The organism is Vibrio sp. A1-b2, assembly GCF_021726015.1.
In the GTDB taxonomy this organism is placed as follows: Bacteria; Pseudomonadota; Gammaproteobacteria; order Enterobacterales; family Vibrionaceae; genus Vibrio; species Vibrio diazotrophicus.
In genome coordinates this window covers 550677-563847 of sequence record NZ_JAKKCI010000002.1, presented here as the reverse complement: position 1 = coordinate 563847, position 13171 = coordinate 550677, and the positions used below count along the sequence as shown (strand labels likewise).

The 13171-nt window shown below is 45.4% G+C and carries 12 protein-coding genes; 10 read left to right on the top strand and 2 right to left on the bottom strand.

Translation table 11 applies throughout. The features are described from left to right. Positions 1 to 8: 8 nt before the first annotated feature. Positions 9 to 647 (bottom strand): triacylglycerol lipase, encoded by a 639-nt coding sequence (locus tag L3V23_RS07295; protein ID WP_237292141.1) that lies wholly within the window; start codon positions 645 to 647, stop codon positions 9 to 11. Positions 648 to 877: 230 nt separating this feature from the next. Here L3V23_RS07295 and L3V23_RS07290 point away from each other — a divergent pair, with 230 nt between their 5' ends. From L3V23_RS07290 to L3V23_RS07265, 6 genes are all read left to right on the top strand, one after another. Then, positions 878 to 2977, top strand: a complete 2100-nt coding sequence (locus L3V23_RS07290) for a TonB-dependent receptor (protein ID WP_237292140.1) — start codon at positions 878 to 880, stop codon at positions 2975 to 2977. 56 nt (positions 2978 to 3033) lie between these two features. Next, on the top strand, positions 3034 to 3933 hold the full coding sequence (locus L3V23_RS07285) for a Fe(3+) dicitrate ABC transporter substrate-binding protein (protein WP_237292139.1): 900 nt from the start codon (positions 3034 to 3036) through the stop codon (positions 3931 to 3933). A 20-nt stretch (positions 3934 to 3953) separates the two neighbouring features. Then, positions 3954 to 4925, top strand: a complete 972-nt coding sequence (locus L3V23_RS07280) for an iron chelate uptake ABC transporter family permease subunit (RefSeq protein WP_237292138.1) — start codon at positions 3954 to 3956, stop codon at positions 4923 to 4925. Further along, positions 4922 to 5884 carry a Fe(3+) dicitrate ABC transporter permease subunit FecD gene (gene fecD, locus L3V23_RS07275; protein ID WP_102967453.1) on the top strand — a complete coding sequence of 321 codons (963 nt, stop codon included), beginning with the start codon at positions 4922 to 4924 and terminating at the stop codon, positions 5882 to 5884. Before L3V23_RS07280 ends, fecD begins: the two co-directional genes overlap by 4 nt. A gap of 3 nt (positions 5885 to 5887) precedes the next feature. After that, a complete protein-coding gene (gene fecE / locus L3V23_RS07270; RefSeq protein ID WP_237292137.1) occupies positions 5888 to 6655 on the top strand; it encodes a Fe(3+) dicitrate ABC transporter ATP-binding protein FecE in 768 nt (255 codons plus the stop codon). Between the two features lie 195 nt (positions 6656 to 6850). After that, a complete protein-coding gene (locus L3V23_RS07265) occupies positions 6851 to 7936 on the top strand; it encodes an AarF/UbiB family protein (RefSeq protein WP_102965657.1) in 1086 nt (361 codons plus the stop codon). Positions 7937 to 8090: 154 nt separating this feature from the next. Here L3V23_RS07265 and L3V23_RS07260 read toward each other — a convergent pair whose 3' ends face one another. Then, the gene (locus L3V23_RS07260; RefSeq protein WP_042479712.1) at positions 8091 to 8360 is read right to left on the bottom strand and encodes an Lpp/OprI family alanine-zipper lipoprotein; all 270 of its coding nucleotides are present in this window, start codon (positions 8358 to 8360) and stop codon (positions 8091 to 8093) included. A 340-nt stretch (positions 8361 to 8700) separates the two neighbouring features. On the opposite strand from L3V23_RS07260, the gene L3V23_RS07255 reads away from it, so the two are divergent. The 4 genes from L3V23_RS07255 (at position 8701) to L3V23_RS07240 (ending at position 13171) form a co-directional block, all read left to right on the top strand. Then, positions 8701 to 10032, top strand: a complete 1332-nt coding sequence (locus L3V23_RS07255; RefSeq protein ID WP_102965658.1) for a DEAD/DEAH box helicase — start codon at positions 8701 to 8703, stop codon at positions 10030 to 10032. A gap of 244 nt (positions 10033 to 10276) precedes the next feature. Next, positions 10277 to 10948: a thermostable hemolysin gene (locus L3V23_RS07250; RefSeq protein ID WP_102965659.1), complete on the top strand. Its 672-nt coding sequence runs from the start codon at positions 10277 to 10279 to the stop codon at positions 10946 to 10948. A gap of 2 nt (positions 10949 to 10950) precedes the next feature. After that, the gene (locus L3V23_RS07245; RefSeq protein WP_237292150.1) at positions 10951 to 12438 is read left to right on the top strand and encodes an AMP-binding protein; all 1488 of its coding nucleotides are present in this window, start codon (positions 10951 to 10953) and stop codon (positions 12436 to 12438) included. A 49-nt stretch (positions 12439 to 12487) separates the two neighbouring features. Further along, a complete protein-coding gene (locus L3V23_RS07240) occupies positions 12488 to 13171 on the top strand; it encodes an iron-containing redox enzyme family protein (RefSeq protein ID WP_042479718.1) in 684 nt (227 codons plus the stop codon).

The window sequence follows — 13171 nt, the reverse complement described above, 5'->3', positions numbered from 1 at the left end:
TTGCCTAATCATTCCGCTTTTATTCGGGCTTTTTTTCGTGCGAACGTATTGTGACGAATAAAGTGATCAATTTGTTCTGCAACTTTCGAGCTATAAATCATACTGGTATGAGTATTCCGCATCAGATGGTGCGCCGTCATTCCTGCAATTTTGGTTTCATCTACCGTAACTGTGCCATCCGAATGTGTGTCTTTTCCCATCAAAATAGAGCGTACTCCCAGCGGAACAGTACCCGCTAAGCTGCCCAGTTTTTGTGGAAATTCCCACTTATCTTCGTGCTTTTGCAGGCCGAATTTCGCGGAGTTGCCCAGCAACACCCCCAAGCCCATTTGCTGAATTTTGCCAACAATCGAAGCGCCGTTAATCGGCGAACCCAACGCAACAACATGCGAAATGGTATCCACATCCGGTTTACGTGAAGCGAGATAGCGTTTAATCACCACTCCACCCAAACTGTGTCCAACCAGAACATTGACTTGTTTGTGATCGAGCGCTTTATCAATCGCTGGAAACACCTTGCGTTCATCAATAGCAACCGAGTTGTAACTCACCACTTCGGTATCGTAGCCCAGTTTTTCAAGACGTTGGCTGAGCGGCAACATCGCAATTCCGTGCATGTACAGCCCGTGAAGAATGATCACTTTCATACGCTATCTCTGGGTTCTTTAGGTGAACAGGTAATAATGCAATGGAGTTAATATAACGATGCTTGAACTCCTGTCAAAGCCTTGATTTACCTTATCGGGAAATACACCTGTTATATTGCTGCTAAATATAATTAATGAAGATTAGTGATTAATATAATAATTGTAATGAGAATAAAACTCAGTTAGATTCGCAAGCTTTCCATAATAAAAACAACTTTGAACACAACTCTATGAAGGCTCAATTTAACTATTCTTCTCTTTTTTTAGCGATTCTGGCAGGTGCGTCTTCACCAGCATTTTCCGCCAGTGAAAGTTCACAAAATATCGTTCCTGAGGATGCTGAAACGGTCACCGTTTATGGTCGAGCTCTTTCTTTATACCGTTCTCAAGAAACGAGTTTAGCCACCAAAACACCGACAGCGATTGACGACACACCTCAGTCGATCCAAGTACTTCCCCAGCAATTAATCGAGGACCAAGGCGCGCGCCAAATTACTGATCTGTACCGCTCAATCAGCGGTGTAAGCCAATACTCATATTCAGGAGTGACATTCCGAGGCTTTCGTCAGGATCAAATTCTTTATGATGGTGTACGAGGTGACCCGTTCAACGGATTCTCGATCCCGCAGCTTTTCAATATTGAGCAAGTGGAAGTGTTGAAAGGCCCTTCGTCAGCAGTAATGGGAAGTGGAGAGCCTGGTGGCGTGATTAACTATGTCACCAAAAAGCCAACCTATGAGCCTCATCGACGTATTTCTATGACAGCGGGAAACCAAGACTTTTTCAGTGGCAGTGTCGAGCTTTCAGGTCCTGCAAATGAAGATGAGACTCAACGGTACCGTGTCGCGATTTATCAGGATCACGAGAATCCATCTCGCAACAACACCGATGTTCGCAATCGAATCATCGACCTTGGTTATGCTTGGGATTTAGGTGATACCACAACTGTGACTACGCAGTTTACTGACATCATTCAGCATTATGGTGGTGCTCGTTTACGCGGTATTCCAACCGATGATGAAGGCAATTTTCTTGCAGATATTAACTGGAACGCTAACGAGGCTTCTGACTACCAAGATCTCGAAGCTCAGGTTTACCAGATTAAAGTGGAACATGACTTTAATGCGTGGTTAAGAGGCGATGTTACTGCACGTTATTACGAGAATAAAGAAACGCAGAAATACCATGAGCCTATGGGTTTGAAAGATACCAATGGTGATGGTGTTTATGATTGGAGTAAGCGCCAGTACCGTGACCAAGTTCGTGAGAATAAAGCTGGCTCACTCTCTGCAAACTTAGTCGCTGAGTTAGGGGAGCACACGCTACTGTTTGGTAGCGACTACTACCGACTCAATGAAGACTATGTCTATAACGTAGACAAAAGTGTGGCAGGTCTAAGCCTGGTTGATCCGGAATACGGCGCAGATTCTTCTGCTTACACCTTAACGTTATCTAAACAGACCGACTCTAGTTCCGAGCGCTACGGTGCATATATTCAGGATCAGTGGAACATAACCGACCGTTGGAATGTACTTTCAGGAGTTCGTGTCGACGGGTTCAAAGACAAAGTTAATGACCTTGTAAAAAACACTATCAGCGAATATCAGGGTTCTGGGCTGTCATATCGTCTTGGCTCGACTTATCAAATCAATTCGAACTTGCACCCTTATGCTGTGGTAGCGACAGGTTTTGTTCCTCAGGATGCCTCTGATCAAGCTGAGTCAAATGGCGGTCCGTTTGATCCTGAAGAGAGCTTGATGTACGAAACAGGTGTACGCAGTTACTGGTTTGACAATGCTCTCAACGTGAATCTGGCTCTTTATCACATGGTGAAAGAGAACATTCTTCAAACAGATCCCGATGACGACACTCGCTTGGTTTCCTACGGTAAAGTGCGCAGTCAGGGTGTGGAAGTGGATATGTTGGCAGATTTAACCGAAAACTGGACGGCAAACCTGAGCTATGCCTACAACGATACACGAGTGAAACAAGCTTACGATGGCATTACCAACAGTGTTGGTCCTCGCTTCGCCAATGCCCCGCATCACCAGTTGGGGTTATGGACTCGCTATGACATTGCTGTACTGAATTCATCTATTGGGTTTGGCGCTGATCATGTGAGTGAGCAGTACAACCAGAGCGGTCAGATTGTAAAAGCCTACACAGTGTTTGATGCGTCATGGCAAACACGCTGGCAGCAGTGGCAGTTCCAAGTGAATGTAAAAAACCTGTTTGATAAAGAGTATGCAGTTAGTGGATTTATCGACCGTACAGGGCATTTCCCGGGTGAACAGCGCCGTATTTATCTGACGGCTAATTACGAGTTTTAATCTTTGAGAGTCTCGCAGTGCGAGGCTCTTTGTTGTTTTCTGAAAAGGTATTAATGATGAAATGGTGTTCTTGGCTTACGCGCAGTGCTGTAGTGGTTAGTTATTGTTTGAGCTTCTTTGCTTCGGCTGTCACCGTGACGGACAGCCACGGTGAATTTTCAATTCAGTCAACGCCACAAAGAATTGTGGCGCTTGAGTTCTCATTTGTTGATGCACTGGTGGCTGTTGATGTAAGCCCAGTGGGTATTGCTGATGATAACGATCCAAGCCGATTACTTCCTGCCGTAAGCGAGAAGCTGGGTGAATGGAAATCGGTTGGCACGCGTTCTCAACCAAGTTTAGAAGTGATTGCATCCCTCAAACCCGATCTGATCATTGCCGACGTAGACCGACACTCAGCGGTGTATAACGACCTGACAAAAATTGCGCCAACGCTTCTGCTTCCTTCGCGCCGTGAGACCTATCAAGACAACCTAAAATCTGCGGCGATTATCGGTAAAGTGATTGGCAAAAATGTCGAAATGCAGCAACGTTTGCAACAGCACGTTCAATTGATGCAGGGCTATGCAAAGCAGTTACACGGACTTGAGCATCAAACGGTACAGTTTGGTGTTGCCCGCGAAAATGGTTTCTACGCGCATGCTTCAGAATCCTATGCCGGCGGAGTAATTGATGCGTTGGGTCTCAGTTCTCCTAAAGATTTGAAGAACGAAAATGCTTCACGTCAAATTAGCCTAGAACAGCTATTGGCGCTCAATCCCAATTATTTGATTGTTGGAGATTACACCCCAAACAGCATTGTTCAGCAGTGGCAACAGCAACCGCTTTGGAATCTGCTTAATGCTGTAAAAGCCAAACAAGTCTTCCATGTTGATGGAAATATGTGGGCTCGATGTCGAGGCATTCTTGCTGCGGAATACATGGCAGCAGACTTGTTAAAGCTGGCTAAGTCTTAATGTGTTTGGATATCAAAACGGTGAACGTGGTTACAGCTCTCATTGTTAGCCTGTTACTGGTCACTTGGTTAGGTCTGTTTAGTTACTCTGCTGTGCCTGTGTCAGCATTGGATGCGATTGTTGGTATTTGGTCTCCAAGTTCTGATGTGATTGCTCATGTCATCGTGCAGGACATTCGGCTCCCTCGTGTACTTGAAGCTGCTCTAGTTGGAGCGAGTCTTTCCTGCGCTGGTGCGTTAATGCAAGGTTTAACCCGTAATCCGTTAGCATCGCCAAGCGTATTTGGTGTCAATGCTGGTGCCGCGTTAGGAATCGTATTAGCGACGGCGGTCTTCTCTTCTAACATTATTTCAAGCCCGATCGCCGCGATGATTGGCGGCTTTGCCGCTTGGGTTCTTGTTATGGTTTTGGGAGGCGCTTGGAAAATGGGTGCGGAGCGAGGGCAACTTGTTCTCGCTGGTATCGCGATCTCTGCGTTATGTGGTGCTTTAACCAAAGCCAGTGTGATTCTAGTTGAGGAACAAGCAGCTAGTGTGATGGTGTGGCTTGCAGGATCATTCGCACATGTTAGTTGGGATACTTGGGCATGGAGCTGGCCTAGCTTATTCGCCGCACTGATATTGAGTTTACTGCTAGCCCCGAAAGTGAATTTGCTGGCAATGGGTGATGAACGGGTAAAAAGCCTTGGCGTAAACCTGAACTTGCTCAGAGCTGCTATTGCGTTGGCGGTTTTGGTACTAGTGGGCGTAAGCGTGAGCAGTGTTGGAGCCATAGCTTTTGTTGGTCTTATTGTGCCGCATATTGGCCGTCTGTTAGTGGGATATGATTACCGTATATTGCTACCTGTATCCATGTTATTTGGTGCCGTGTTAACCATTGGCGCAGACATTCTTAGCCGCGCTGTGGTATTTCCAACCGAAACGCCAGCTGGAGCCGTATTAGCAATCATCGGTGCGCCGTGTTTCTTGTATTTAGTTAGGCAAAAACGATGACTTCAGTTTTACGTACACAAATCATTCTGCTCGTGTTTGTTGTCATCGCCATTGTGTCGAACTTAAGTTTTGGGGCGGTAAATTTAACTTCCCAACAGGTATGGCAAGGTTTGTTTTCTGGCAGTGAACACTACTTCACCATTCATGAGTATCGTTTTCCGCGAGTTTTAATTGCTGTATTGGTCGGCGCAATGTTGGCAAGTTCAGGGGTGCTCATTCAAGGGGTGATTCGTAACCCACTTGCTTCACCGGACATCTTGGGGGTAAGCCATGGGGCAGGATTGGGCGCAGTGGTAGTTATGACACTGTTTCCAGCTATTTCTGTTTACTGGCTTCCTTTAGCTGCGCTAATTGGCGGAATAACTTCGGCGCTCTTACTTGCCTTAGTGTGCGGCGGAAATACGGCTCCGGTTCGTTTAGCCATTACTGGCGTAGCACTGGCGGCTTTATACAGCAGTGGTATCGATTTTCTTATCCTCACTCAGCCATTAGAAATCAACAATGCGCTGCTCTGGCTGACAGGCAGTTTATGGGGAAGAAGCTGGACTCAGTTAGCCATGCTATTACCGTGGTTAGTTTTGATACCTGCGGTTTTTTGGCTTAGTCAGGCGTTAAACTTGCTTACATTGGGCGATGAAAGGGCCTGTAACTTGGGTATCTCGGTGCCTTGGGTGAGGGGGCTCGCTTTGTTTGTGGCTGTCATTTGGACTTCAGCTTCAGTCGCTGTTTGTGGGCCAATTAGTTTCCTCGGTTTAGTGGCTCCTCATTTAGCACGTCAGTTGGTGGGTGGGCGTCATCAGGCACTATTGCCCACATCAATGTTGGTTGGGGCTTTTCTACTGCTGGTTGCTGACTTGGTTGCCCGTGTCATTGACCCGCCAATTGAACTTCCAGCGGGTATTATGACTGCGATTATTGGCGCACCCTATTTCTTGTATCTATTGTTCAAAATGAGATAGCTCATGGGTTTAACTACTGAAAATTTAATTGTCGGTTATGGCGGCACACCCATTGTTAAAGGTGTCAATATAACTGTACCTGAAGGAAAAATTACCGCTCTTTTAGGGCCAAATGGTTGCGGAAAATCGACCTTATTGAAGGCGATATCTCGAATTTTGAAAGTACAAAGCGGCGCAGTTTTGTGGCAGGGAGAAAGGATTGAGCAGATATCTTCTCGTCAACTAGCACAACAATTGGCTTTGTTACCTCAATCTCAAGAACCACCCGAAGGTGTCACTGTCCGAGACGCGGTTTCTTATGGTCGCAGTCCGTATACTGGTTTCTGGGGGCAGCTATCTGCTCAGGATAAATCGATTGTTGAGCAGTCTATGGAGGCGACGGGCATAGCATGTTTTGCGGACAGACCTGTTACGGATCTTTCCGGAGGGCAAAGGCAGAGAGTTTGGTTGGCAATGACTTTAGCGCAGGATACAGACTATATCTTGCTCGATGAGCCAACCACCTATCTTGATATGAACCATCAGGTCGAGTTGATGAAGCTGCTGCGTAAGTTGAATCAGCAAGGTAAAACTATCGTGACGGTTTTGCATGATATCAATCAGGCTTGTCGCTATTGCGATCATTTAATTGTTATGCAGGAGGGGCAGGTGATGAGCGAAGGGGCTCCGGATGTTGTACTTACGTCTGAGTTGCTTGCAAAAGTATTTGAACTGGATGCGCAAATTCATCCATGTCCGATTACTCAAACTCCAATGTGTATCGTCCGTTAACTCTTTGTTTTAGTACTCCTTATTCGCTTTCCTTGCAAGGAAAGCGAAGCTTCTCAGCCTCTTCGTTTTCACTTCCTTCTTTGGTTATCCTCCCCTTGTTATTTGCCAAAGTATGATGATTTTTTCATCAGTTACGTGTGTTATGAGCAGATAACAACAAAGTAATAACAGAGCCAATAACGGGAAGAGAAGGCAATGAACCTGAGACAACAACTGCAAAAAGCGTTTGATGAGAGTGGAGAAAACTTAGTGGTAGGTAGTGAACAACTTTGCCCTATTGAGCCTTCCGTCCTTGCTGAGATCACCGAAGATTCGCCTCTGGTTGTCAGAGTGATTCGATCGGGGCTAACCGCTGAAGTCTTTCACCTAAGAATCAATGGTAAAGACTACAACCTGAAAAAGCGCCGCACAGTGGCAAAAGTAGCTAACTTAGACGGTCAATACTCTTTTCTCAACGAAGTTCAGCGACGTAATGACCTACAAAAACTCAAGCAGCAATCAGATACTGTTCAAAGATTTAGCCATATAGTGCCAACGATCTACGCTAACTACCGTCTAGGAATTATTTTGTCGCCGTGGATTGAAGGGTACCATATTCAGCAACTCACGCCTGATTTGATTCAACAGTTATTCACCACACTGCAGGCATGTGAAGAACACGGTTTGATGGAATGGGATCTATGCAGTGGTAACTTGCTGGTGGATCAACATCAACAGCTTTGGCTGTTCGACTTCGGCTATATGTACTCGTTTGATCCCAAAACAGACTTCAACAGCAACGGAACCGCCGATCCTTTATTTCATATGGTGGAACGCTTCGAAACGCGCTTCTTTTTTGGCTGGCTGCTGAAAAATGCTTGTTCTTTGGCTGAGCAACTGGAGCTGTACCGGACACTGAAACAAATTGCTGTGGAGGTTTATCAGCAAAAAATTACGTGGCTTAAAGCGCAACAAGCAAAAGTTATGGTGATCAATCACTTTGAAAGTCTTATTGAATCTTGGCAGAGAGCGTTAGCCAGTGATGATGAACTTTTACATCTGTTTCAACTAGAGTCTTTCCGTTCCCATGTGCTTGATATTGATGATGACATCGACGGCCAATCCTGTACCGAATTAACTTTAAAACGCATATCTCTGGTGCTTGATGTTCTGGCGAGCGACTTTGATTATTTGAATAAAAGCGGTGGTTTGTTTTATGGCAACAAAGGCAAATCACAACAAGCGATCATTGAGCAATATGAGCAGAAACGAGAGTTGGCAGAGGAATATCAGTTGCGATAGCGGAAGGATAGAAAGAGCATTGAATTTTTGCCGAGAGTTGCTAGTCAATCGCTAACACTTGCGGCGAGCAATGACGAAAAAATTAAGCCTCCAAATTCCATAGGAGGAACTGGAGGCTTAAGAAACTCAATCTGCGTGCAGTTGGGTTGAAATCTTATTTAGTATAAGACTGAGCGATGTTGTCGATACGCTCATTTGCGCGTGCAGCTTCTTCTTGTGCTGCCATTGCAGAATCAGATGCTGCATTCACTTTTGAAGCTAGAGCAGAGTGCTCGCTCTTAAGTGCTGCAACTTCGTCGTTAAGCTGGCTAACTTGGCTGTTTAGCTCGTCCAATTTTGCTGTTGTTGCTTCGTCAGGACCTGATGCACAACCTGCTAGTAATAGTACAGATGACGCTGCTGCCGCGATTAACATCTTGTTCATATGAACTCCTTGATTTTATGTAAATATCAAAACGTCCTATACATTCTTTTCCATATAGTGACGAGTTATAGTGTAGACACTATTTTACGCTTCGCCTAATCAGTAAAAGTCAAAATAACCCAAAATAATGTCAATGAATCAAATGATTGTGTGAATTCTTACTGATAAGAATTACTTTAGCACCAAATTTGACTGTAGTGCATATACTATTTAAGTGTTATGAAGAGAATATTTTCTGTGATCTCTATCTATTAGCGCACTATTCGCGGTATCATACTGCGCTTTGATTTTGACCATTTAGCCACACGTGTTCGGCTACCCCACTGATTTGGAGAATCCTTTGCAGTTTAAAGATTTAGGCTTAGACAATCGCTTATTGAAAAACTTAGCACACTACGATTTCAAACAAGCGACCGAAATCCAGAAGATCGCTATTCCTGTTGCTATTGCAGGAAAAGATGTATTGGCGTCTTCGAAAACTGGTTCCGGTAAAACATTAGCCTTCTTACTTCCTACTCTGCATAAAGCTTTAAAAACAAAGGCTTTTTCAGCAAAAGATCCGCGCGCAGTGATTTTATTGCCAACGCGCGAATTGGCGAAGCAAGTGTATGGTGAATTACGCGTTATGTTGGGTGGTTTGAGCTACACAGGTACGCTTATCACTGGTGGTGAGAACTTTAACGACCAAGTGAAAGCGCTGAGCCGTTACCCTCGTTTTATCGTTGCGACTCCCGGCCGTCTTGCGGATCACCTTGAACACCGTTCGTTGTTTTTAGATGGTGTGGATACTCTGATTCTTGATGAAGCAGACCGCATGTTGGATCTGGGTTTCGCCCCTCAACTACGTCACATTCATAAAGCGGCGAAACATCGTCGTCGTCAGACGCTGATGTTCTCTGCAACATTGGATCACGCTGAAGTCAACGATATCGCAGCTGAGATGTTAAATGACCCGCGTCGTATTTCAGTGGGTGTCTCAAACGAGCAGCACAAAGACATTCGTCAACGCTTCTACCTGTGTGATCACCTAGACCACAAAGAAGCGTTACTAGACCGAGTTCTGCACGACGCAGAATATCGTCAGGTTATTATCTTCACGGCAACGCGCGCAGATACCGAACGTTTAACCGATAAGCTTAATGAGATGAAGCTGAAAGCGGTGGCGCTAAGTGGAAGTTTGAACCAAGCGCAACGTAATACCATTATGAGTCAGTTTGAGCGTGCAGTGTTTAAGATTCTGGTGACCACTGATGTTGCATCTCGCGGTCTGGATATTGCCAATGTGACTCACGTTATCAACTTTGATATGCCAAAACACACCGAAGAATACGTTCACCGTGTGGGTCGTACAGGTCGTGCTGGTAACAAAGGGGATGCGGTCTCTTTCGTTGGTCCTAAAGACTGGGATAGCTTCAAACGCGTAGAAGCGTTTTTGCAGCAAGATATTCAATTTGAAGAGTTGGAAGGGTTAACTGGCAAGTTTAAGGGTCTTAAACCTAGACAGCCAGTGCGTAAAGCAAACGACCAAGCAAACAAGAATGTGAAGTCGCAAGCGAAGAAGGTAGCGAAGAAACCTGTCAAACGCGATAAGAGCTTCTATAAAAACGTCGCTGTGGGTGACAATGTCTTCATTCCGAAGAAGAAAGTTGCCCCTAAAGTAGACGAAGAATAATCCGAAAGATTATCTGCTAGATAAAACAATGCCGCTTAAACAGCGGCATTTTTGTCTGTGTCATATGGTGCTGTTACTACTCTCTATACCTACGAAATCTGCACTTAATAGATTGCGTTTAAATCTGGTGAGATAAAAAAGTCCTATTCTTAATTTTCCTTAAGCTTTCCTTAAGCTTTCCTTAAGCTTTCCTTAAGTTTACTTATTTAAGCTCTCTCTATAGCTAGCAGAGAGGGCTTCTTGTATGGCAGATTTCATTCCATCTCACCCATTTAAGCTTGAGATTATCGACCGCATTCATCCGCAACGTAGTGAGATTGAAAACTACATTGCCCAGCGTTATTCCTTAGCATTTGATGCTCATTTAAATTCCTTTATGCCCACATTTATGGCTTTGATGGAAGGCGAGGAGGTTCGTTCACTATGCGGTTTCCGTGTCGCCAGCAACGAATCACTATTTTTGGAACAGTATCTAGATGAACCGGCAGATCAGCTTTTGAACAAAGTGTTCTATCGCTCTCTATCTGATCAATCCACAAATCATCCAGAAGAACACGGTACTCAACCGCGTATCGAGCGCAGCAAGCTTATCGAATTCGGACAGCTTGCTTCATTTTCGAAAGGCTTTTCTACGCTTCATTTTCTTCTGATGACTCAAAAGCTGGTGGAGAGTGGTTATGAATGGTGCATTTTTACTGCCACTGATCCTCTTTACGCCATGATGTCGCGACTCGGTTTGGATACCACAGTGCTAGCTGAGGCTGACCCTTCAAGAATTCCCGATGCGACCTACACATGGGGCAACTACTACCAACATCAACCGCGTATTGTTGCGGGTAACCTGAAACAGGGGCTCGCGCATCTTGAGGCTTTGTTTGCTGAAAAGGTGTGTCGTGCGCGTGGAGGTGCACTGTGAATATGATTATTGAATCTCTCATCCGACACTCGATTGATACGCCAAGCAAAATCGCATTTATTGGCGCTGATGAAGAGATTTCTTATCAAAACTTACTTATCAGAGTGCGTGATGTCGCCGAGTATTTGGTTGAGTATTCACCCAAGTGTATCGCTTTGCGTGCCGAAAATAGCCTCGACTGGGTTATCGCCGATCTTGCTGCGCTGTATGCCGAAATTCCTAATGTTCCTGTCCCGCTATTTTTTACGCCTGAACAAGTCGACCATATCTTGGCTGAGTCTGGCGCGGATTTATTGGTTGGCGATTGGGATGCCTGGGTGGAGAACACTGCCGATAATGCACATTCGCTTGATGCAATAATGGTGGGTCACGCTGGAAATCTGAGTGTCTGGAAACGTTCAGTTAAGGACGTAAAACCGCTGCTATCACATACCGGAAAAATCACTTTTACCTCTGGTTCTACTGGTCACCCGAAAGGTGTCTGTTTGAGCCAGAATCAACTGTCAAAGGTCAGTCGTGCACTGGCTGATACCATTGCTACCGAAGTGAAATGTGAAAAACACTTGGTGCTTTTACCGCTATCTACGCTGCTGGAAAATATCACTGGTATCTATGTCCCAATCATTATTGGGGCGACGTCTGTCGTGTTGAACGGTGAGGAAGTGGGGTTGAGTGGTTCCAGCAACTTCAATCCTTCTCAGTTTGCTTTGGCGCTGGCGAAGTATCTGCCTAACAGCTTAGTGCTCACTCCAGCTCTGTTAATGGCTTTGATAGAAGTCGTAAAAGCAATGCCGGTGTTAGCGAAAAATCTAGAGTTCGTTGCAGTGGGTGGTGCTCGCGTTTCACCACAGCTTTTAGAAATGGCGCACAGCTTAGGTATTCCTGCCTTTGAAGGATACGGTCTTTCTGAAAATGCATCGGTCGTCAGTCTTAATACTCCATCCGCGTATAAAGCTGGCACCAGTGGAAAACCACTGCCACATATCGATGTAAAAGTTTCCAATGACGGTGAAATTTACGTTTCTGGTTGCGTTGCGTTGGGGTATATCGGCCAACCTTTTGAACAGGGTTGGTATGCCACGGGCGACTTAGGACATCTCGATGAAGACGGTTTCCTTGTAATCGATGGCCGTAAAAAGAACCAAATCATTACTGCATTCGGTCGCAATATTTCACCCGAGTGGGTGGAATCTGAGGCTCAGGCATTTAGGGCGCTGTACGGAATGGTTCTGGTTGGTGACGGCGAAAAATCACTGAGTGCCATCCTAGAAAATCCAAATGTTGAACAAGTGACAGCGGCGCTAAAACAGCTCAATCAACGTCTGCCAGATTACGCTCGTATCCGGACGTTAATCACAGCTCAAGGACTGAATTCGATGGCGGGATTTTATACCAGCAATGGTCGCCCGATTCGCTCCAAGTTTGAACAGTGGATGCTGAGTAAAACCGATGAAGATGATGGGCGAATCATTACGCCAATTAACGAATGAACGAAAGTCGCCAAATATTTTTGAAGAGAAGAATTACGGAGTAACTACCATGACTGCATTTTTTGAAACCCTGAAAAAAGAAACCCAAGTGGCTCAACAACAGATGTTACAAGCGCCGATTTTCGCGGCTTGCGCCCGTGGTGAAATTGAACTGGATACTTACGTGAACTTTCTTACTCAGGCGTTCCACCATGTAAAACACACCGTACCTCTATTGATGGCATGTGGTGGCCGCTTACCTGAAAAGTACGAGTGGCTACGTCAGGCTATTGGTGAATATATCGAGGAAGAAAAAGGCCATCACGAATGGATCTTAAATGACATCAAGGCTTGTGGTGCGGATGCCGAAGCAGTGCGAGCGAACTCGGGTAATGGTCGAGTGGGTTCTGCGATTGAGCTGATGGTGGCGTATCTGTATCACCAAATCGACCGTGGCAACCCTATCGCTTTCTTCGGCATGGTGTGGGTATTAGAAGGCACCAGTGTGGGTGTCGGTGGTCAAGTCGCAGCTTTAGTCAAACAGACCCTAAACCTGCCAGACAACGCAATGAGCTACTTAACGTCACACAGCGTACTGGACCAAGAGCATATCCAATTGTTTGAGAACTTGATGAACCAAATCACTGATGAGAAAGATCAACAAGCGATTATTGATTCATCCAATATGGTGTTCCAGCTATACGGTCAAATGCTGCAAGAGCTGACTCCAGCTGCAATGCAAAATGCGGCTTAA